The 22250-nt window shown below is 42.4% G+C and carries 13 protein-coding genes and 2 pseudogenes; 7 read left to right on the top strand and 8 right to left on the bottom strand.

Going from position 1 to position 22250, the window contains the following annotated elements; all coding sequences use genetic code 11:
• Positions 1–2: 2 nt before the first annotated feature.
• From carB to dapB, 3 genes and pseudogenes are all read right to left on the bottom strand, one after another.
• Positions 3–3222: pseudogene (carB, locus tag L0Z67_RS06865) on the bottom strand (carbamoyl-phosphate synthase large subunit).
• A gap of 16 nt (positions 3223–3238) precedes the next feature.
• Entirely contained in the window at positions 3239–4375 is a 1137-nt protein-coding gene (gene carA / locus L0Z67_RS06860; RefSeq protein WP_055020805.1) for a glutamine-hydrolyzing carbamoyl-phosphate synthase small subunit, read from the bottom strand.
• Positions 4376–4582: 207 nt separating this feature from the next.
• Positions 4583–5380, bottom strand: a complete 798-nt coding sequence (dapB, locus tag L0Z67_RS06855) for a 4-hydroxy-tetrahydrodipicolinate reductase (RefSeq protein WP_193988666.1) — start codon at positions 5378–5380, stop codon at positions 4583–4585.
• Between the two features lie 293 nt (positions 5381–5673).
• Between dapB and L0Z67_RS06850 the strand changes: the two are divergent.
• Together L0Z67_RS06850 and L0Z67_RS06845 are read left to right on the top strand one after the other, a co-directional pair.
• Positions 5674–6988 (top strand): annotated as a pseudogene (locus tag L0Z67_RS06850) (Na+/H+ antiporter NhaC family protein).
• Between the two features lie 355 nt (positions 6989–7343).
• Positions 7344–8126, top strand: a complete 783-nt coding sequence (locus L0Z67_RS06845; protein ID WP_193988665.1) for a nucleoside-binding protein — start codon at positions 7344–7346, stop codon at positions 8124–8126.
• A 70-nt stretch (positions 8127–8196) separates the two neighbouring features.
• Here L0Z67_RS06845 and L0Z67_RS06840 read toward each other — a convergent pair whose 3' ends face one another.
• A complete protein-coding gene (locus L0Z67_RS06840) occupies positions 8197–8994 on the bottom strand; it encodes a M48 family metallopeptidase (RefSeq protein ID WP_062570751.1) in 798 nt (265 codons plus the stop codon).
• 174 nt (positions 8995–9168) lie between these two features.
• Between L0Z67_RS06840 and L0Z67_RS06835 the strand changes: the two genes are divergently transcribed.
• Entirely contained in the window at positions 9169–10377 is a 1209-nt protein-coding gene (locus tag L0Z67_RS06835) for a Bcr/CflA family efflux MFS transporter (protein ID WP_405128616.1), read from the top strand.
• A gap of 88 nt (positions 10378–10465) precedes the next feature.
• On the opposite strand, the gene grpE is transcribed toward L0Z67_RS06835, so the two are convergent.
• Positions 10466–11074: a nucleotide exchange factor GrpE gene (gene grpE, locus L0Z67_RS06830; RefSeq protein WP_062570750.1), complete on the bottom strand. Its 609-nt coding sequence runs from the start codon at positions 11072–11074 to the stop codon at positions 10466–10468.
• Between the two features lie 58 nt (positions 11075–11132).
• Positions 11133–12077, bottom strand: coding sequence for an HrcA family transcriptional regulator (locus L0Z67_RS06825; RefSeq protein ID WP_157066246.1), 945 nt, complete (start codon positions 12075–12077; stop codon positions 11133–11135).
• 122 nt (positions 12078–12199) lie between these two features.
• Here L0Z67_RS06825 and nadK point away from each other — a divergent pair, with 122 nt between their 5' ends.
• The 4 genes from nadK (at position 12200) to L0Z67_RS06805 (ending at position 15937) form a co-directional block, all read left to right on the top strand.
• A complete protein-coding gene (gene nadK, locus L0Z67_RS06820; protein WP_062570748.1) occupies positions 12200–13084 on the top strand; it encodes an NAD(+) kinase in 885 nt (294 codons plus the stop codon).
• Positions 13085–13179: 95 nt separating this feature from the next.
• Entirely contained in the window at positions 13180–13737 is a 558-nt protein-coding gene (locus L0Z67_RS06815) for a hypothetical protein (protein ID WP_193988664.1), read from the top strand.
• A gap of 73 nt (positions 13738–13810) precedes the next feature.
• Positions 13811–15484 (top strand): DNA repair protein RecN, encoded by a 1674-nt coding sequence (gene recN, locus L0Z67_RS06810; protein WP_193988663.1) that lies wholly within the window; start codon positions 13811–13813, stop codon positions 15482–15484.
• 54 nt (positions 15485–15538) lie between these two features.
• Positions 15539–15937 (top strand): hypothetical protein, encoded by a 399-nt coding sequence (locus L0Z67_RS06805; protein ID WP_237115114.1) that lies wholly within the window; start codon positions 15539–15541, stop codon positions 15935–15937.
• An 87-nt stretch (positions 15938–16024) separates the two neighbouring features.
• Here the strand turns inward: L0Z67_RS06805 and L0Z67_RS06800 are convergent, their stop codons facing one another.
• Both L0Z67_RS06800 and gltB read right to left on the bottom strand, forming a co-directional pair.
• Positions 16025–17440: an FAD-dependent oxidoreductase gene (locus L0Z67_RS06800; protein WP_062570744.1), complete on the bottom strand. Its 1416-nt coding sequence runs from the start codon at positions 17438–17440 to the stop codon at positions 16025–16027.
• An 8-nt stretch (positions 17441–17448) separates the two neighbouring features.
• Positions 17449–21906: a glutamate synthase large subunit gene (gltB, locus tag L0Z67_RS06795; RefSeq protein ID WP_062570743.1), complete on the bottom strand. Its 4458-nt coding sequence runs from the start codon at positions 21904–21906 to the stop codon at positions 17449–17451.
• Positions 21907–22250: the final 344 nt, after the last annotated feature.

Below are 22250 nucleotides of genomic sequence, written 5' to 3'. Positions count from 1 at the left end.
CCTTAGTTCATTCGCTGATGTAGTTCCTGAACTGACGTCACCTTGCTACGGTCGTCTGCTTGGTTTGCAGTACAGTTAGCAAATGCCGCGTTCAGTGTCGTTGTGTAGTTAGTTTTGTGCTGTAACGCACCACGACGTAACACCTTCGAATCTTCAATCGCTTGGCGACCTTCAGTAGTGTTTACAATGTAGCTGTATTCACCATTTTTAATTCTATCAAGAATATGAGGACGGCCTTCGTATACTTTGTTCACGCGACGAACTGCAATACCCGCTTCTTCTAGCGCTTTTGCAGTGCCACCCGTTGCATCTAGCTCAAAACCTAAAGCTGTCATGGTTTTAGCTAATTCAACGATACGTGGTTTGTCACTGTTGCGTACCGATAGTAACGCGCGACCACCGCGTGGTAAAGTGTTGCTCGCACCTAATTGTGCTTTAGCGAATGCTTCGGCGAAAGTTTCACCAACACCCATTACCTCACCCGTTGAGCGCATTTCTGGGCCACGGATTGGGTCAACACCTTGGAACTTAGCAAATGGCAGAACCACTTCTTTTACGCTGTAGTAAGGAGGAATTACTTCTTTTGTAATACCTTGGCTTGCCAGCGACTGGCCCGCCATACAACGTGCCGCTACTTTAGCAAGTGCGATACCTGTCGCTTTTGAAACGAACGGTACTGTACGCGCAGCACGCGGGTTTACTTCGATTAAGTAAACTTTACCGTCTTTCACAGCAAACTGCGTATTCATCAGACCGACTACGCCAAGCTCTAGTGCCATATCAGTCACTTGCTTACGCATTATGTCTTGTACTTCAGCAGTTAGTGAGTGAGCTGGTAATGAACACGCTGAGTCTCCTGAGTGAACACCGGCTTGTTCGATATGCTCCATGATACCACCGATAATTACTTGCTCACCGTCACAGATAGCGTCAACGTCAACTTCGATTGCGTTATCTAAGAAGTGATCAAGTAGTACTGGCGCTTCATTTGACGCGGATACTGCTTCTGTCATGTAACGACGTAAATCGTCTTCATCGTAAACCACTTCCATCGCACGACCGCCTAGTACGTACGAAGGACGTACAACCAGTGGGAAGCCAATTTCAGCAGACTTAACAATCGCTTCTTCTAAAGAAGTAACCGTTGCATTCTCTGGTTGAAGAAGGTTTAAACGCTCAACAAGCTGTTGGAAACGCTCACGGTCTTCTGCACGGTCGATTGCATCTGGTGAAGTACCAATAACTGGCACGCCATTCGCTTCAAGCTCACGAGCAAGTTTCAGTGGTGTTTGACCACCGTACTGGACGATAACACCTTTTGGCTTTTTCAACACGTACGATTTCTAATACATCTTCTAGCGTGATTGGCTCGAAGAATAAACGATCTGATGTGTCGTAGTCAGTTGAAACTGTTTCAGGGTTACAGTTAACCATAATTGTTTCATAGCCGTCTTCACGTAAAGCTAATGCTGCGTGAACACAACAGTAATCGAATTCGATACCTTGACCGATACGGTTAGGGCCACCACCGATTACCATGATTTTATCTTTGTCAGATGGATTCGCTTCACACTCTTCATCGTAAGATGAGTACATGTAAGCTGTATCTGAACTAAACTCTGCAGCACACGTATCAACGCGCTTGTATACTGGCACGATATCTAACTGATGACGCTTCTTACGAATTTCTGCTTCAGAAACACCGGCAATTTCTGCGATACGCGCATCAGCAAATCCTTTACGCTTAAGCTTACGTAAGAACTCAGCATTTAAACCAGCCATACCTACTTCGCTGATTGTTGCTTCGTCTTTTAAGATGTCTTCGATTTGCACTAGATACCAAGGATCAATCTTCGTTAGTTCGAAAACGTCTTCAACGCTCATACCGTGACGCATTGCATCAGCAACGTACCAAATACGCTCAGCACCTGGCTCACGTAATTCACGGATGATTTTTTCTTTTGCTTTGGGATCATCAAGAGCAACAATTGGGTTAAAGCCCGTTGCGCCAACTTCAAGACCTCGTAATGCTTTATGCAATGACTCTTGTTGGTTACGACCAATTGCCATCACTTCACCCACAGACTTCATCTGTGTTGTTAGGCGGTCGTTTGAACCTGCGAATTTTTCGAAGTTAAAACGTGGGATCTTAGTAACAACGTAGTCGATTGATGGCTCGAAAGACGCTGGTGTTTTGCCACCAGTGATATCGTTTTGTAACTCGTCAAGGGTGTAACCTACTGCTAGTTTCGCTGCGATTTTCGCAATTGGGAAACCGGTTGCTTTTGATGCAAGTGCAGATGAACGCGATACACGTGGGTTCATCTCGATGATAACCATTCGGCCATCAACTGGATTCACACCAAACTGTACGTTTGAGCCACCTGTTTCAACACCGATTTCACGAAGTACCGCCATCGATGCATTACGCATGATTTGGTATTCTTTATCAGTCAGAGTTTGCGCTGGTGCAACCGTAATTGAGTCACCCGTGTGAACACCCATAGGGTCAAAGTTTTCGATAGAACATACGATGATACAATTGTCGTTTTTGTCACGAACAACTTCCATTTCGTACTCTTTCCAACCGATTAATGATTCATCGATTAAAAGTTCATTTGTTGGTGATAAATCTAAACCACGCTCACAAATTTCATCAAATTCTTCTTGGTTGTATGCAACACCACCACCGGTACCACCCATAGTGAATGATGGACGAATGATACATGGGAAACCGATGCGGCTCAGCACGTCATGCGCTTCTTCCATTGAGTGAGCGATTTCTGCACGCGGACACTCAAGGCCAATGTTTTTCATTGCTACGTCAAAACGCTCACGGTTTTCAGCTTTATCGATTGCATCAGCAGTTGCACCGATTAACTCAACACCGTGTTTTGCCAGTACGCCGTGCTTATCTAAATCAAGCGCACAGTTCAATGCTGTTTGACCACCCATAGTAGGCAGTACTGCATCAGGCTTTTCTTTTTCAATGATTTTCTCTACCACTTCCCAGTGAATTGGCTCGATGTACGTCGCATCCGCCATTTCAGGGTCAGTCATGATAGTTGCAGGATTCGAGTTGACAAGAATTACTCGAAAGCCTTCTTCTCGTAGTGCTTTACACGCTTGTGCACCAGAGTAGTCAAATTCACAAGCTTGACCGATTACGATCGGGCCTGCGCCTAAGATAAGAATGCTTTTTATGTCGGTACGTTTTGGCATTGTTACTCCGGTTAAATTAGTTAGAACGTGCTTGCATCAAATCGATGAAGTGGTCAAATAATGGTGCCGCATCATGTGGGCCTGGGCTTGCTTCAGGGTGACCTTGGAAGCTAAATGCAGGCTTATCTGTGCGGTGAATACCTTGTAGCGTGCCATCGAATAATGAAACGTGAGTTGCACGTAAATTCGCTGGTAATGTTGCTTCGTCAGCTGCGAAACCGTGGTTTTGCGCTGTGATCATCACAACATTGCGGTCAAGGTCTTTAACTGGGTGGTTACCACCGTGGTGACCAAACTTCATTTTCACCGTTTGTGCACCTGAGGCAAGTGCAAGTAATTGGTGACCTAAACAGATACCAAAGATTGGCGTGTCTGTTTCTAGGAAAGTTTTGATTGCTTCAATCGCGTAAGTACACGGCTCAGGATCGCCTGGGCCATTTGATAAGAAGATACCGTCTGGGTTTAATGCCAGTACGTCTTCTGCAGATGTTTGTGCAGGAACGACGGTTAATTTACAACCACGGTCAACTAACATACGTAAGATGTTACGTTTAACACCGAAGTCATAAGCAACAACGTGGAACTTCTCGTCTGCTGCTTCTAGCGTTTTAAAGCCTGAACCTAACGTCCAGCTTGATTCGCGCCACTCAAAATTTTCCTTGGTTGAGACAACTTTTGCTAAATCCATGCCTTTTAAGCCTGGGAAGGCTTGCGCAGCTTCAAGCGCTTTATTCTCATCTAACTCGTCGCCTGCAATGATACAACCATTTTGAGCGCCTTTATCACGTAAGATACGTGTTAATTTACGAGTGTCGATGTCAGCAATACCTAAGATATTGCGTTCTTTTAAGTAATCACTTAACGATTGCTCGTTACGGAAATTACTTGCTAGCAGTGGCAAATCACGGATCACTAGGCCTTTAGCCCAGATTTGACCCGCTTCTTCGTCTTCGCTGTTAGTACCCGTATTACCGATATGTGGGTACGTCAAAGTTACGATTTGTTCCGCGTATGAAGGGTCAGTCAAAATTTCTTGATAACCAGTCATAGACGTATTGAATACTACTTCACCGACTGACATGCCGTCAGCGCCGATTGCAGTACCGCGAAACACTGTGCCGTCTTCTAGGACTAACAGAGCGGATTTAGTCAAGTTAACCTCCTAACAGTAAAAAACGGGAGTAAAGTCATTTGCTCTACTGCCCGTTTAAAGCGATTGGAAACACGCATTTATGAATTTTTGGCAAATTGGCGCTATTCTACAGTAAATTAGCTTTTAGATCTAACCTTAATTAATAAAATAGTGAAAATAAGCGTTATTAACGAAAAATTCACTGAAACTGCCAAAAAAGAAACTAAACTACTTCAAGTCAAGCACATCTTGCATGTCATAAAGTCCAGCTGGTTTATTTTTCAACCAGCCCGCAGCTCTTACTGCACCTAACGCGAAGGTCATTCTTGAACTTGCTTTATGAGTCAATTCTAGCCTTTCGCCAGAAGTTGCGAAATATGCGGTGTGTTCACCTACTATATCTCCACCCCTCATGACCGAATAACCGATTTCATTTTGCGATTTTGCGTGTTCGTCATCGCTTCTATCAAAACGCGCGACTTCATCGTGCTGCCAGCCTTTTGCCTCGGCAATCGCTTCACCAATTGCCAATGCAGTCCCTGATGGCGCATCGATTTTGTGGCGATGATGAGCCTCAAATATTTCGATATCCATGTCATCGCCAAACTTCACAGCCGCAGTCTGCACTAAGTTAAGCAGTAAATTCACACCTACGCTATAGTTGCGAGCAAAAACAATCGGAATGTGCTTCGCCGCTTCATTTAGGGCGTCAATGTCATCTTGATTAAGTCCCGTGGTACCTATGACCATGGCGATATTTTTTTCGACCGCTGTTTTTAGGTGGTTGCGCATTCCTGCTGGTAAAGTGAAATCAATCAATACATCAGCATCTTTTACGTCTGTTTCTTTACTAAATAATACATCCACTGATGCAGCGCTGTTTAATTGATTAACCGCTATATCTATAAGTGGCGAAGTATTACGCACGTACGCGCCGGTTAATGTTGCGTCATCTTTTTTTGAGACGGCTTCTAAAAGTGCAAGTCCCATGCGGCCATTTGCGCCAAATACACCTATGCGGTTCATATAATTACCTTATCTATTCTTCTTAGCTGGCTGGATTTTATCGAAAACTCATGTAATAGTCAGGTTAGCTTATAAAAAATACAGAGCTAATTTTAGATTTTATTAAATAACAACAATAATAACAGATAGTCTTTGCATTTAGCCATCTATACATTTAAACTTCTTCCTTTGCGCCGATTTGGTCTTTGGCTTGCGGGCGCTGTTGCACAGCATTGTCTTTTCATAATGCGGGCAACTAAATACAGCTAAAAGAAGTGTTTGGCTGTGTTATTGGTTATCTAACGAGGAATATGATGCAGCCATCATTTAATAAAACAAAAGCAAAACTGTCTTTGCTGCCGCTTTTGGTGTTTGTCGGCTTATTTTTAGGCGCTGGCTTATACTTACAATCTCAAGGTGTCGATTACGCCTTCTATCAATTGCCTGCTCCAGTGGCTATTTTACCTGCCATCATGCTGGCATTTATTTTAAATAAAAATACCATCAACCACAGTGTTGAAACATTTATTAAAGGTGCTGGCCATAGCAACATCATCACTATGTGTTTGATTTATCTGCTTGCCGGTGCGTTTTCTGCCGTTGCCGGTGCAACGGGTGGTGTCGATGCAGTTGTTAATGCAGGCTTATCACTTATTCCACCTGCTTTATTACTCCCCGGGTTATTTTTAATTGCTGCAGTTGTATCGACTGCGATGGGTACTTCAATGGGGACTATCGGTGCCATTGGCCCGATTGCTTATGCAGTTGCGCAAAAAACGGGGATTGATCCATCACTGATGGCTGGTACGATTGTATCGGGTGCCATGTTTGGTGATAACTTATCAATCATCTCTGACACAACCATTGCTGCAACCCGCACGCAAGGCTGTGAAATGAAAGATAAATTCCGTGAGAACTTAAAAATCGCCTTACCCGCTGCGGCATTAACTATCGGTTTATTATTCTTCTTAACGCCTGCTGCAGAAGCTGTAGAGACGCAAGACTTCGACATTTTATTAGTGTTACCTTATGCCTTTATCTTAGTGCTAGCAGTTATGGGCTTTAATGTCTTTGTGGTGCTGTTTAGCGGTATTATCTTCGCTGCACTCATGGGGCTTTACTGGCAGCTATGAAGGTGCAAGTTTTGTTAAAGATATCTATAAAGGCTTCACAGATATGCAGGAAATTTTCTTGCTATCGATGTTTATTGGTGGTCTTTCTGAGTTTATCCGCATTAATGGTGGCCTTGATTACATTGCTAACAAAATTCAAGCAATCACTAAAATCATTGCAAAGTGGCACCGTAAAGTTGCGGATCAATTAGGGATTGCTGCTCTCGTTATGACTAGTAACTTATGTATTGCCAATAATACAGTATCAATCATTGTAGCAGGCCCGATTGCTAAAAAATTAGCGGATGATGGCGACATTACAGGAAAGCGCTCAGCTAGCTTACTTGATATTTTTGCTTGCGTAACACAAGGTTCGCTACCGTATGGCGCACAAGCGCTTTTACTCGGCGCTACTTTCAAAATTAGCCCATGGCAAGTATCTACCTCATCTTACTACTGCTTTATTCTTGCTTTCACTGCGATAGCAGTCATTTGCTTACGCCGAAATAAAGCATAAGTTAAATAATTTTTCTCTCGATACGCCCAAATATGGGCGTATCTGCTATAATCCTCTTGTATATACCCAAACCACCTCAAAGTGCGAGTTTCAGTTGGAATTAAAAGCAATTTAGGCAAGGCATTGATTGCAAGTAATAGTGGTTCTATTGTTAAAATCAATAACGCAGTATAAATCGCTTTTAAACCAACCCTTTGGGCGCTTCACAGGCACTCACTCTCATCGTTGTTACTTCTTAAAAGGGACTGCCATTCTTGCAAAGTAACGCCTTGATATTAAGCGCCTGTGAAACGCTGAATTCTGCATCTTGAGGTGGCTTGGGTATATAACCCCTTTACACCATCAAAATTGAGATATGAACTTGAAAAAGATCCTTTCTTTTGCTGCGCTTTGTGCAGTAAGTACTTCGAGCTATGCCGCTAACTGGAGCTCTACACAATTACACATTAATAACGGCGATCAAAAAAACCCGTTCACACTAGCCGAATCAAATACCACTGTGGTATCGCTACAGCATGCATCAGGCTATGACTACGGCGATAACTTCTTTTTTATCGACTACAGTGATGATGGCTTACAAGACGGCTATCAAGATAAAGATTTTTATGGTGAGTGGTATTCAACCTTCAGTTTATCAAAAATATCAGGTAGTGACTTTTCCTATGGCGCAATCAGTGATGTGGGTTTAACGGCAGGTTTTAACGCTGCAGGTGACTCAAAAGTTCTAAAGTATTTACCTGGTGTAAAACTTAGCTGGCAAGCACCTGGGTTTAGTTTTTTATCTACTTTGTTTACCGCTTACATTGATGACAGTGAAGGCGCAGCACGTGGTGGTGCACCGACTGAAACAAACAGCTGGATGATTGATGTTGCATGGGGCTACCCATTTACTATCGGCTCACAAAAGTTCAACGTAACGGGCCATGTTGAATACATTGCTGAGCGTGAAAATGAATTTGGCGAAGACGTTAAAGCGTGGATATTAGCACAGCCAATCATCACGTGGGATTTAGGTCATGCAATGAGCATGAAAGAAAACACCCTACTGTTGGGCCTTGAGTGGCAATACTGGCACAACAAGTTAGGTACAAATACAACTGAATCAGTCCCACAGCTGCACGTTGAGTGGACGTTTTAATTAGCTAGCAATTACAGAATAACAAAAGCCTGCTGTAATCATTAACAGCAGGCTTTTTTAATTATTTCGATTACAGTTTACACTGAGGAGTTTTGCCTTTTGCTCTAGCCGTTTGTTGGGCTTTTAACGCATCTGGCATATGCTTTTGCAACTCTTTAATACGGTTACCAGGAGACGGGTGAGTCGACATAAACTCTGGTGTACCACTGCCCCCTGCTGCACTCATGTTTTGCCATAAAGATACCGACTGCTCAGGGTTAAAGCCCGCTTCTGCCATTAAATCTAAGCCAACAATATCCGCCTCTGATTCATGTGAGCGACTAAATGGTAGTACCACACCGTATTGCGCTCCTAATCCCAAGGCTTGCATGATTTCACCTCGATACTGCACATTACCCATATCAAGTGCTGCGCCACCGACTTGCAGGCCCGTTTGTAAAAGAGAGTTTTGCGATACACGTTCATTTGAGTGCTCAGCGATAACGTGCGCGACTTCGTGGCCAAGTACCGTCGCTAATTGATCTTGATTAGTTGCGACTTTTAATAAACCGGTATGCACACCTATGTAACCCCCTGGTAATGCAAATGCATTTGCAGAGTCCTCTTCAAATACAACCACCTCCCATGACTGGTTAGCATATTCTTGAGGTAGTACCGCAATGACATCATTGGCAATACATTTCACGTAATTATTTACACGAGGATCGGAGTTAATCGGCTGTGTTTTTTTCATTTCTGCAAAGCTTGCTTGACCCATTTGACTCATTTGCTGGTCTGAATAAAGTGCAATTTGCGTACGTCCCGTTGGAGATGTTTTACAGCCAGCTAAAATAGTCGTAGCGAGCACTGCCATAACTAACTTTTTCATACTAATCCTTCAAATACTTAGTGTAATTTTGATTAATATAGCAAAGCATTGCTTAATTTTATATGAAAATGAACAATCACCCACTCAGTTGTTATTATTTAGTTAATTCTTTTACTTAGCAGGCAAACTAAGTTCACCCCTGCGTTCGACGCTGCTACAATAGTGACCTATTAAATGATTAATGAGTATGCAATGCCTTCCCCTGACTCGATAAATAAACGCATTTTATTACCTTTACTCGCAAGTATTGTTGCTATTACACCACTGGCGATTGATTTGTATTTACCTGCAATGCTTGTTATTGCTAACGATTTACAGACCACGATGCCAAATGTGCAGATATCTCTAAGTATCTATTTGGCAGGCTATGCTTTAGGTATGTTATTTTTTGGGCCTATTGCAGATGAGCTGGGCAGGCGGCTACTTGCAAAAGTGGGGTTAGTGCTATTTGGAATAACATCATTGGCCTTAGCTTTTTGTGATGATATTGAGTTGTTTTGGACGCTCAGAGCCATACAAGCATTTACAGGTGCAGCTGCAACAGTGGTTGTTCCTGGTATTATTCGCCATATCTACCGTGAGCATACAGCCAAAGGTATGTCATATGTTTCAATGATCATGATGGTTGCACCACTTATCGCACCAACCTTGGGTTCTTTGATCATGGGAATTTCAACGTGGCAAGTGATTTTTATTGCTTTAGCGTCATACAGCTTTGCGATTTTAGCCTTAGTACAAATATACTTAATAGATATCCCCATTTTTAAAAGTCAACAACGTGGTTTTGCACTATTTTTTAATAGTTATAAAACCGTGTTTTCACGTAAAAGTGCATTAGCAGATATTGCCAGCTCGATGTTTGCTTCGTTTGCGTTCTTCTGCTTTTTAACATCAGTACCTTATGTCTACCTCGATTTTTTTAACGTTGATGAGCAGCTATTCGGTGTGCTGTTTGCGTTTAATGTCTTAGCATTAATGTTTGGTAACTTTATGAATACCCGTTTGGTACCACGCTTAGGTTCTCGTAAGCTATTATTTATCGGCCTTGGTATTGGTTTTGTTTCTGGTGGGGCATTGCTGTTATTCAGTGTGATGCATTTATCACTTTACTTTATCGTTGCGGCAATAGCGCCACTAATGATGAGTTTAGGTATTGTAGCAAGTAATGCAGACTCATTAATATTGATGCAATTTGAAGAAAAGTCAGGTACGGCAACGGCGGTGATTGGTACACTTCGATTTGGCAGTGGTGCTTTAGTCGGCCCTATCCTTGCGTTTGTTCATCCACAAAGTGCCATTCCATTTTCTGCGATGATGTTCAGTGCACTGATACTTATCTTACTCGTACAGCTGTGGCACAGAAAACGATACCAATCGACTTAAATATTTAATCATTCTAGGAGCTAAATGGTTGGTAACTTATCAAAAAAAATGCCTGTGATTAACAGGCATTTTTTATATATTTTAAAGCTTATTCAGCTTCTTTCGATACCATCACCATCGCAGGGCGAAGTAAACGACCGTTTAGTGTGTAACCTTTTTGCATCACAGCTAATACCGTATTAGGTGCAACATCGTTACTTGGCTGGATTGACATCGCTTGATGGAACTCTGGGTTAAATTGCTCGCCCTGTGGGTTGACAATTTCAACACCAAACTTAGCAACTGCGTCATTAAAGCTCTTAACTGTCATCTCAATGCCTTCAAGTACAGGCTTAAGCTCTTCATTTTCTTTATCAGAAAATTCAATTGCACGCTCTAAATTATCAATCACTGGAAGTAACTCATTAGCAAACTTCTCTAGTGCAAATTTATGTGCTTTTTCTACATCTTGAGCAGCGCGACGACGCATGTTCTCAACGTCTGCGGCAGCACGTACAACACTGTCTTTTTGATCATTAATAGTCTGTTTTGCAGCTTCAAGTTCACTATGCAGTAATGCAATTTCTGCTTCAGGGCTCATTTCTTCGCCTTCCATTTGCTCTGCTGCTTCTACAGCTGCATCAACGTCCGCTTGCATCTGTTCAAATTCTTCGTTTAATTCAACTTCTTGCTCTGGTGATTTTGTCTGCTCTGACATAGCTTAAATGCTCCAATTCTTTACAACTGCGGTAATTATGGGGATAGAATCAAAAGATTCAAGAGGCACGTGACCCGATTGACTTAAATTCTTGGATGATTGCTTCAATTTGTGCTGATTTTGGACAAATAACACAAAATCTACTTTGATATTGTTGGTTATTAAAGTACGGCACACTTAATACCATTAACTCATCACAGTCAGTGAAAGGTAATTGCTCGGTATTTAATACCGATAAGCCATTTCTGAACGCCAGCTTATCTTCAACATAGTCCAAAAACGAGACCCCGATGTTTAAGCTCGTTTGGCAATCAACTTGACGATATAAATAATTTTCCCCGACCACTATGCTGTTATCAGAACCGAGCTTCTGACTCAACTCTCGTGTCCATTGCGTTAAAGAGTCATGGCAGTTATGGGGAGCGGTATTCGCCATCGCTTGCATACGATACAAACCTTCCATAAGCGTTTGTTGACTAAACACCGTATTCAACCAAGTAGCAAATTGGTAGCGAACCGTATCGCTGGCATCTTGTGGCTTAGAAATGCATATATTGTTACTTTGTCCTGCACGGTCTATTAATAGAATAAGCCAATTAGAGCCGTCAAAATCTAACACTTCAACTCGAAATACTAACTGCGAACTGACCTGAGGTAACCCAACACAACAGCACACCTTGTAACGCTGACTTAAACCATGTGCAAGCTCAACTAACTGAGATTGTTCAGGCTGCCAATATGCTGCCACTTCTGACAATGCAAAAAACTCCGACAACCAGTAATCGAAGCCCGCATTCGTTGGCACCCGACCTGCCGATGTGTGAGGAGAATAAAGTAACCCTTCTTTTTCGAGTCTCGACATTGCATTTCGTATCGTTGCAGAACACACTGCCATGCCTTTTTGTTTTGCAATGCGCGTAGATGCTACCGGTTGGCCTTCACCATTACAGTAGAGGCTCATCACAGCTGAAAAAATTTGTTGGTCGCGAGGGTTTAATTTCATAAATTCATACATCTTATCTCTTGCCAGTTAATATCTGGGCATAGCATGTTTATTTCAAGGTATTTTCAAAGCTTTAATTTTTAATGTACTCTATCCGTATGACATCGCTAAGTGCACACAATATGGATTCTCCGTTCAAAACTATCGGCTTAATCGGCAAGCCAAACCACTCAGGTGCAGCCAACACACTACAACGCCTTCATACTTTTTTGCTCGCATTAGGTTTTGAAGTGCTTGTTGAACAACGTACAGGAAGACAACTTGAAGATGTGCCCAGTGAGCAATTAGTCAAGCTAGTCGATTTAGGCGAACGGGCAGATTTAGCCATTGTAGTAGGTGGTGATGGAAATATGCTGGGTGCGGCAAGAGTTTTAGCACGCTTTGATGTTGCTGTTATTGGCGTTAACCGTGGCAATTTAGGCTTTCTAACAGACCTCAACCCAGAAGGCTTTGAAGCCAGCTTAGAACAAGTTCTTAGTGGGCAATATATTGAAGAAAAACGCTTTCTGTTAGAAGTAGAAGTGTATCGCCACGCTGAGTTAAAAAGCGCAAATTCAGCCGTAAACGAAGCGGTGCTTCATGCTGATAAAGTCGCTCATATGATAGAGTTTGAGGCCTTTATTAATAACGATTTCGTTTTTTCACAGCGTTCAGATGGTTTAATCGTGTCAACCCCTACTGGATCGACGGCATACTCTCTTTCTGGAGGCGGGCCAATTTTAACCCCTGAGCTGAACGCAATATCACTTGTGCCTATGTTTCCTCATACTCTTTCAAGTCGCCCTTTGGTTGTTGATGCCGATAACGAAGTTCGTTTGAAACTGAGCCTTGAAAACACAGACAGTTTACAAGTTAGTTGTGACAGTCATGTGGTGCTGGCAGTATTACCTGGTGATGAAGTGGTGATAAAAAAAGCAGATAAACGTTTACGGCTAATCCACCCTAAAGACTATTCTTACTACAATGTTCTGAGAAAAAAACTAAATTGGGGAAGTCGGTTATTTTAAAACACATTTTTTGCTTTAAATAATTGCCAAGTCAAAGTGATTAGCGCAAAATATTCAGACTTAAAGCTGTAATTATTTAAGGAATCTAATCCGAAATGGGCTATATCGTTTTTCTTGCTCTACTGTTGCTGATCACCTTGCTAGGTTGTTACTGGATCATCGAAAGTAATCGTCAAAAAGCAATCGAAGCAGAAAAAAAGCGCTTCAATCAACGCGTAAAAGAAATCAACAATGACTTCAAAATCAAGTTAATTGAATTTAGTGAAGCCAAGCTCATTCGCCCTAAAAATATAGGCAGCTTACATCAAATAACAAGTAACTATTTCGTCGTGCAAGCACATAACGAAGAGAATTTGAACCAGCTCGAATATATCAGTGATCTATTTATCAATACGGTCATTGCAGAAGCAAGTCGTTTACAGAGTGAAGCTGAACACGACCAACTTGCAGACCGTTTACAGTATTTTATGGCGCAACTGCCCCGTAATGGTATCGAGTTTAATAAAACCTTTTATCAAGAAACATTCCCTTCATTGGTTGAGACTATCAAGTTCTACCCTTCTATAGAATCAATTGATGATCACCAGCAAAGTATTGCCCCCCAAGAGATTGAAGATTTAAACCGACAAGAACAGCTCACAGAATTAACCTAAAATACAAATTTAGTTTGCAAAACCCAAAAACACTGTATAAATTAACAGTTAATTAGCTGGATGGATAAACAGTATGTTAATTGGGTTAGAAATTAAAAACTTTGCCATTGTGAGTAGTTTAAGTACGGAATGGCATCATGGTATGACAGCCATTACCGGTGAAACAGGTGCCGGTAAATCAATTGCAATAGATGCACTCTCATTGTGTTTAGGTGAACGAGCCGATGCAACAGCCGTTCGCCCTGGCACTGACCGTGCAGAAATTTGTGCGCAGTTTGATATTTCAACGCTTCCTTTAGCGCAGCAATTCCTAGAGCATCATTTGTTATCGAATGCTGATGGCGAATGTCTATTACGTCGTGTGATTTGCAAAAATGGTCGTAGTAAAAGCTACATCAATGGCAGCACAGTGACTGCTGCACAACTCAAAGAGCTTGGCCAGTACTTAATATCGATTCATGGTCAACATGCCCACCAGCATCTATTAAAATCTGATCATCAACTGCATTTACTCGATGCGTATGCTGGTCACACGACATTGCTTGCTGATGTTAAAGAGCGCTACAAAGCCTATCAAGCATTATTAAAAGAGTTTAACCAGCTTGAGCAACAACAACAGCAACAAGCTGCGCAAAAGCAGTTACTTGAGTATCAAGTTGCCGAATTAGATGAGTTTGCTTTACTACCTGGTGAGTTTGAAGAAATAGAAGCCGAGCATCACAAATTAAGCCACAGTCAAACTATTTTAGAATCATGCCAGCGTGAATTACAGCATTTATATGAAGCTGATGAACAAAGTGCATGCTCACTGCTACAGCACAGTGCACAGCAATTTATTGAACTTGCAGGGTATGATGAGAGCCTCACGGGTATCGCCACGCTTTTAAATGAAGCCGCAGTGCAAGTCGAAGAAGCTAGCCGAGAGATCCGTGGTTATGTTGACATGACAGATCTAGACCCAGCCCGTTTAGACGATGTAGAAACTCGTTTAACAGGCATCATGGACTTGGCACGTAAGCATCACATTAAGCCTGAAGAACTTGTTGAGTTCCATCAATCAATCGCAGAAGAATTAGCATCAATTAGTTATAACAGCGACCGCCTTGGCGCACTTGAAAGCGAAATTAGCGACGCGCTTGAACAATACAAGCAAGCGGCTCAATTATTAAGTGAAAGTCGCCATCGTTATGCTGATACACTTAATCAGCTAATTAGCGATAGCATGGCTAATTTATCAATGGAAAATGGCAAGTTTGCGATTGATATACAACAAACACCCGACAAAACACCTAGCGCAATGGGTTTTGACACAGTCTCGTTTTTGGTATCGACTAACCCAGGTCAACCTTTACAAGCTCTATCAAAAGTTGCATCCGGTGGTGAATTATCGCGTATTAGTTTAGCTATTCAAGTGATTATTGCAGAGCGCGTGACCACGCCAACTTTAATTTTTGATGAAGTGGATGTGGGTATTTCAGGCCCGACAGCATCCGCCGTAGGAAAGCTGCTGCGCCAACTTGGGAAATCAACCCAGGTTATATGCGTTACACATTTACCTCAAGTTGCCAGCTCTGGACATCAACAGTTTTTTGTTGCCAAAGAAATTGCTCATGGCGAAACCTTTACGCAAATGAATACACTATCAAAAGATGGCCGTATAGACGAAATTGCACGTCTACTGGGTGGCGATAATATTAGCAAAACAGCAAGAGCAAATGCGAAAGAGTTAATAAGCGCACATGCATAATTTGTTAAGAGAAGTAATGGGCGCTTAAGCGCTCATAAATTGGACATTAAAATAATGATATTTCGCAAATTAGCTATATTTGTGACAGGTTCAATAGCGATGACATCAACCCCAGTAAGTGCATCACAGTCTATGGATACAGCAAGCCCTTTTATATCTGTTTGGCTGTATTTAGTCGAAGTATTGGTGATTGCTTTGCCTATTGTTGCTTTACTTTTACTGGTATTTAGTCGCTGGAAACACTTAAAATTTAAATTACAGCTACAAGCTGTTCTAAATGTGTCTGCTTTTTTGATGATCGCATTGGGCGGTATTTTAGGCTACTTTAGCCAAGCATTATCGACCATGATTTGGCTGTTTATGGGTAGCCACCTTATTGTAGTTGGCACAGCCTATTTACTCCTAAAACGTCATAAAATGAAAGTAAGGAATGCCTTGATTGGATGTTGGTAATGACCAATAGCGTAATAAATAAAACAACTAGCCTAAAGTAAAAAAGCAAGCTAAGCGCTTGCTTTTTTACTAACTAAGACAGCTTAATTAAACCTCTAGGTAATCCATAATACCTTCAGCAGCATTACGGCCTTCAAATATAGCAGTCACGACTAAGTCTGAGCCTCGTACGATGTCACCACCAGCAAATATTTTCGGATTAGTTGTTTGATGCGTAAACTCGCCTTTTTCTGGTGCGTTAATGCCGCCCCAATGGTTTATTTCAACACCATAAGGTTCTAACCAGTCCATTTTATGAGGTTTAAAACCAAACGCCATGAGCACTTTGGTGGCTTCAATAACATGTTCAGAACCGGCAACTTCTTCAGCACGACGACGACCATTTTCATCCGGCTCACCAAGTTGTGTTTTCACCATCTTAACGCCAGCGACTTTACCATGTTCGTCAACAACAATACCTTTAGGTTGTACGTTAAAAGTAAACTCAACGCCCTCTTCACGGGCATTTTTAACTTCGCGTTTTGAACCTGGCATATTTTCTTCATCACGACGATACGCACAGGTTACTTTCGTTGCGCCTTGACGGATTGAGGTTCTTACACAGTCCATCGCAGTATCACCGCCACCAAGCACGACTACTTTTTCGTTAGCCATATCAATGTAGGCTTGCTTATCCTCAGCATAACCCATAACACGATTTGTGTTACCGATTAAGAAAGGCAATGCATCAAACACACCATCGGCGTCTTCGTTCTCAAAACCTGCTCGCATACTTTGATAAGTACCCACGCCTAAAAACACGGCATCATATTCAGCCAAAATTTCATCAAGGGTAATATCAACACCCACTTCAGTATTTAGCTTAAACTCGACACCCATTTCAGTGAAAATTTCACGACGTTTTTGCATCACTTCTTTTTCAAGTTTGAATGAAGGAATACCAAATGTAAGTAAACCACCAATTTCAGGATGACGATCAAACACCACGGGTTTTACGCCGTTACGTACTAAAATATCCGCACAGCCTAAGCCTGCTGGGCCTGCACCAATGATAGCCACTTTTTTGTCAGACCAAACGACATAAGACATGTCTGGCTTCCAGCCCATCTTAAAGGCCGTATCAGTGATGTACTTTTCGATATTACCGATAGTAACAGCACCAAACTCTTCATCAAGTGTGCATGAGCCCTCACATAAGCGGTCTTGTGGACAAACCCGGCCACACACCTCCGGTAAACTATTGGTTCGATGAGAAAGCTCAGCTGCTTCTAAAATACGACCGGTACGAATTAACTTTAACCACTGTGGGATATAGTTATGGACTGGACATTTCCATTCACAATATGGGTTACCACAATCTAAACAACGGTCCGCTTGTGAATTTACTTGTGTTTCAGAAAACGGCTCGTATATTTCTACGAAAGATTGTTTACGTGCAGAAATTGGCTTTTTGCGCGGATCTACACGTTGTACATCGATAAACTGGTATACATTTTCGCTCATACTACCCCCTACTGAGCCTGAACACGAAGCTCTGCGCTGCTGCGCGCTCGGTGTCCGAGTAAACTTTTTACATCACTAGATTTTGGCTTGACCAATTTAAACATCGGCATGTATAAATCAAAGTTAGCTAAAATCTGCTCAGCGCGGTTTGAGCCAGTCAGCTCTAGATGCTCAGCAATTAGACCACGTAAATGTTCTTGGTGAGATGCTAAGCCCTCAAGCGTAACGATTTCAACAAGCTCTGGGTTAATGCGTTTTTCAAAGTCTTTGCCTTCATCAAGAATATACGCAAAGCCCCCTGTCATACCCGCACCAAAGTTAATACCCACTTTGCCAAGTACGCAAACCACACCGCCTGTCATATACTCACAGCCGTTATCACCCACGCCTTCTACAACAGCTTGCACACCTGAGTTACGAACAGCAAAACGTTCACCTGCAGAGCCAGCAGCAAATAACTTACCGCCTGTTGCTCCATATAAACAGGTATTACCTGCAATCGTGGCCTTATGGCTTTCAAACGATGAACCGAGCGGCGGACGAATTACCAGCTTACCGCCAGCCATGCCTTTACCAACATAGTCATTGGCATCACCAACCAGGGTCATTTCTAGCCCCCCCGCATTCCATACACCGAATGATTGACCCGCTGTACCATGAAGCTCAATAGAAACTGGGTCAGCAGCCATGCCTTGGTTGCCATGTTTTGAGGCAATATAGCCTGATAACATCGCGCCTACAGAACGGTCGGTATTACAAATACGGCTTACTAATGAGGTACCCGACTTTTCGTCAATTGCTTGCTTGGCTTTTTCAAGCAAGGTTTCATTTAGCTGACCTAAGTAGTGTGAGCTATTTGGCACACTACAATACAGGGTTTCACCTGTTGGGTTGTTAGGCGCAGCAATCACAGACGACAAATCCACTTTCTTTTGTTTCTCTGTCTTGCCTTCAATCGCTTCAAGTAAATCCAAACGACCAATTAAATCTGTTAAGCGTGTTACACCTAAACTTGCCATGATTTGGCGAGCTTCTTGTGCAATAAACTTAAAGTAGTTCATCGCCATTTCTGGCAAGCCATGATAGTGCTTTTGGCGCAGTGTATCGTCTTGTGTCGCAACACCGGTCGCACAGTTGTTTAAGTGACAAATACGTAAGTATTTACAACCAAGTGCCACCATAGGACCCGTACCAAAACCAAAGCTCTCAGCACCTAAAATAGCTGCTTTGATGATGTCTAGGCCTGTTTTGAGACCACCATCTGTTTGCAGACGAATACGGTGACGTAAACCGTTTTCAACTAATGCTTGCTGTGTTTCAGCAAGGCCAAGCTCCCACGGGCTACCAGCATACTTAACAGAAGTAAGCGGGCTTGCACCTGTGCCACCGTCATAACCCGCAATGGTGATTAAATCGGCATACGCTTTAGCAACGCCCGTTGCAATCGTACCAACCCCTGGTTCAGAGACTAATTTCACAGAAATCAGTGCATCTGGATTCACTTGTTTTAAATCGAAAATAAGCTGAGCTAAATCTTCAATCGAGTAAATATCGTGATGCGGCGGAGGCGAAATCAAGGTCACACCAGGCACTGAGTAACGTAACTTTGCAATATACGGCGTTACTTTTTCACCTGGTAATTGACCACCCTCACCTGGTTTTGCACCTTGCGCAACTTTAATCTGAATTACATCAGCGCTACGTAAATAATGTGGTGTTACACCAAAACGACCTGAAGCAACTTGCTTAATACGCGAGTTTTTCTCTGTGCCGTAACGAAGTTTATCTTCACCACCTTCACCCGAGTTTGAACAACCGCCTAAACGGTTCATTGCAATCGCTAACGCTTCATGCGCTTCTGGCGATAACGCACCAATACTCATTGCTGCCGAGTCAAAACGCTTATATAGCTCAGTTGCCGGTTCAACATCATCAATACTGATACCTGCATCTGGCACTTTTACTGCCAACATGTCACGCAAATTAGTGATCGGACGATTATTTACTAAATCAGCATAGGCAACATAATCACTGTATTCACCAGAACGCACTGCTTTTTGTAGCGTTTGAATAACATCTGGGTTATACGCGTGATACTCACCGCCATGCACATATTTCAATAAACCGCCATGGCTTAACAATTTACGCTTACTAAATGCCAATTTATGAAGCTTGCGTTGATCGTCATCAAAATCAGTGAAACACGCCCCTTTAATACGACTTGCCACACCATTAAAACAGGTTTCGACGATAGCCTCAGACAAACCAACGGCTTCAAATAACATCGAGCAGCGGTATGATGCAACAGTGCTAATACCCATTTTCGACATGATTTTATAAAGACCCTTGTTTATCGCATTACGATACGCAAGCGTTACTTCACAATAAGTCTTATTGATCACCTTACTATCACTCATAGCAACCAGTGATTCATAAGCAAGGTATGGGTAAATTGCTGTTGCACCAAAGCCGAGTAATACAGCGAATTGATGAGCATCGCGAACACTGCCTGATTCAATGATAATGTTTGATTCACAGCGCAAGTTATTATCAACTAAACGTTTCTGAATAGAGCCTACCGCCATCGCAGCAGGAATAGGCAACTGTGTTTCGCTGAAGTTACGGTCGCTTAACACTAACATCACACAACCAGCAGCCGCTTTCTCTTGCGCTTCGTCACAAATACGTGTGATAGCGCTTTCAAGCCCCTCTTCTACTGTGTAAGTGATATCAATTTTGCAGTAGCTGTAATATTTATCATCAGCATTAAGTAACTGCTGCATATCTGCATACATCAAGATTGGTGTATCAAACTGCAAACGCTTAGCGTGACCAGTGGTTTCGTTAAATACGTTTTGCTCACTACCAATACAGGTTGCCAGTGACATAACGTGATTTTCACGAAGCGGGTCAATCGGTGGATTCGTTACTTGCGCAAACTTCTGTCTAAAGTAATCAAATAACGAGCGGTGACCTTCTGACAGTACGGCAAATGGAGTGTCATCACCCATTGAACCTGTCGCTTCTTGACCGTTTTCACCCATCACACGAATAACACTATCAAGCTCTTCGTTAGTGAAACCAAACATCTTTTGATATTTAAGCAATGTTTCGTCATCAAATGAACGATTACCCGCATCTTTTTCAGAGAGCTGCTCGAACGGTATTAAACGCTTAACATTTGCTTCGAGCCATGCTTTGTATGGATGACGTGACTTAAGATCTTGGTCAATTTCATCTGAATGCCAAATTTTACCTTGATGAGTATCAATAACTAACAGCTCGCCAGGGCCAACACGGCCTTTTTCAACCACTTCGTCTGGTGCATAGTCCCAAATACCCACTTCTGAGGCGAGTGTTATAAAACCATCTTGGGTGATCACATAACGCGCTGGACGTAAACCGTTGCGATCAAGGTTACAGGCTGCAAAACGACCGTCAGACATGACAATACCAGCAGGGCCATCCCATGGTTCCATATGCATTGAGTTAAAGTCGTAGAATGCACGTAGGTCTTCATCCATAGCACGGTTTTTTTGCCATGCAGGCGGTACAAGCATACGCATTGCACGGAATAAATCCATGCCACCCGCTAAGAACAACTCAAGCATATTGTCTAAGCTTGAAGAGTCAGAACCGCTTTCATTTACGAACGGTGCAGCTGATTGCAAATCAGGGATAAGTGGTGAGGCAAACTTATACGCACGGGCACGGGCCCACTGGCGGTTACCTTGAATGGTATTAATTTCACCATTGTGTGCTAAATAACGGAATGGCTGCGCTAATGGCCAACGAGGTTGTGTATTGGTAGAAAAACGTTGATGAAATACACAAATCGCACTGGTCATGCGAATGTCAGCTAAATCTAAATAAAAGTTAGGTAAGTCAACTGGCATCATTAAGCCTTTATAGACAGTGACCAAACCAGATAAGCTGGCAATATAAAAATGTTCATCGTTTTCAAGGCGCTTTTCTGCACGACGACGCGCAACATATAAACGGCGCTCTAAATCTTTCGGACGCCAGCCTTCTGGGGCGCTAACAAAAATTTGTTCAAAGCCTGGTAGTTGTTTTTTTGCAATTGGCCCTAAACATGACGCATCAGTCGGTACAACGCGCCAGCCTTGAATGCTCAAGGTTTCTTTTTCGAGTTCTTCACTCAACACATCTTTAGCTGTTTGCGCAAGTACAGGATCGGCATTCAAAAATACCATGCCTACGGCGTAGTTCTTTCCTAGGTGCCAGTCATGTTCGCTAGCAATAGCACGAAAGAAACTATCGGGTTTTTGCATTAATAAACCACAACCATCACCGGTTTTACCATCGGCAGAAATACCGCCACGGTGCTCCATACGATCAAGCCCTGTGATTGCTGTTCGGATCAAGCGGTGACTCGCTTGTCCATTGACTTGGGCTATCAAGCCAAAGCCACAATTATCTTTTTCTAATTTTGAGTCGTATAACATAGACCCCTCCCCTTGCTACAACGACCAGCCCTTTAGTCTCTTGTGACAGGGCTAGCAGACGAACAAAACTATCGCCAAATAATCTCTGAGTCAATAGAGTTTTGAATACATATTCATATTCATGAATATTTCTCATTTAAATGCACTTAGTAAATTCTATGCTAATTTTTTACATTTAGGCGTATTTTCACCGTTATTTTTTTATGACACTGGTGTCATATTTAACAACTTGTAAAAGAAAAATTTCAAAAACCACTCTTTACGTTAACGTAAACTGACAACTGAAATGAATAAATATTCACTTTTTGAATGATAATGCAGAATTTAGATATCACCTACTCACA

The organism is Pseudoalteromonas sp. PB2-1, assembly GCF_045040605.1.
Taxonomy (GTDB): domain Bacteria; phylum Pseudomonadota; class Gammaproteobacteria; order Enterobacterales; family Alteromonadaceae; genus Pseudoalteromonas; species Pseudoalteromonas arabiensis.
This window is presented reverse-complemented; position numbering and strand designations above follow the sequence as displayed.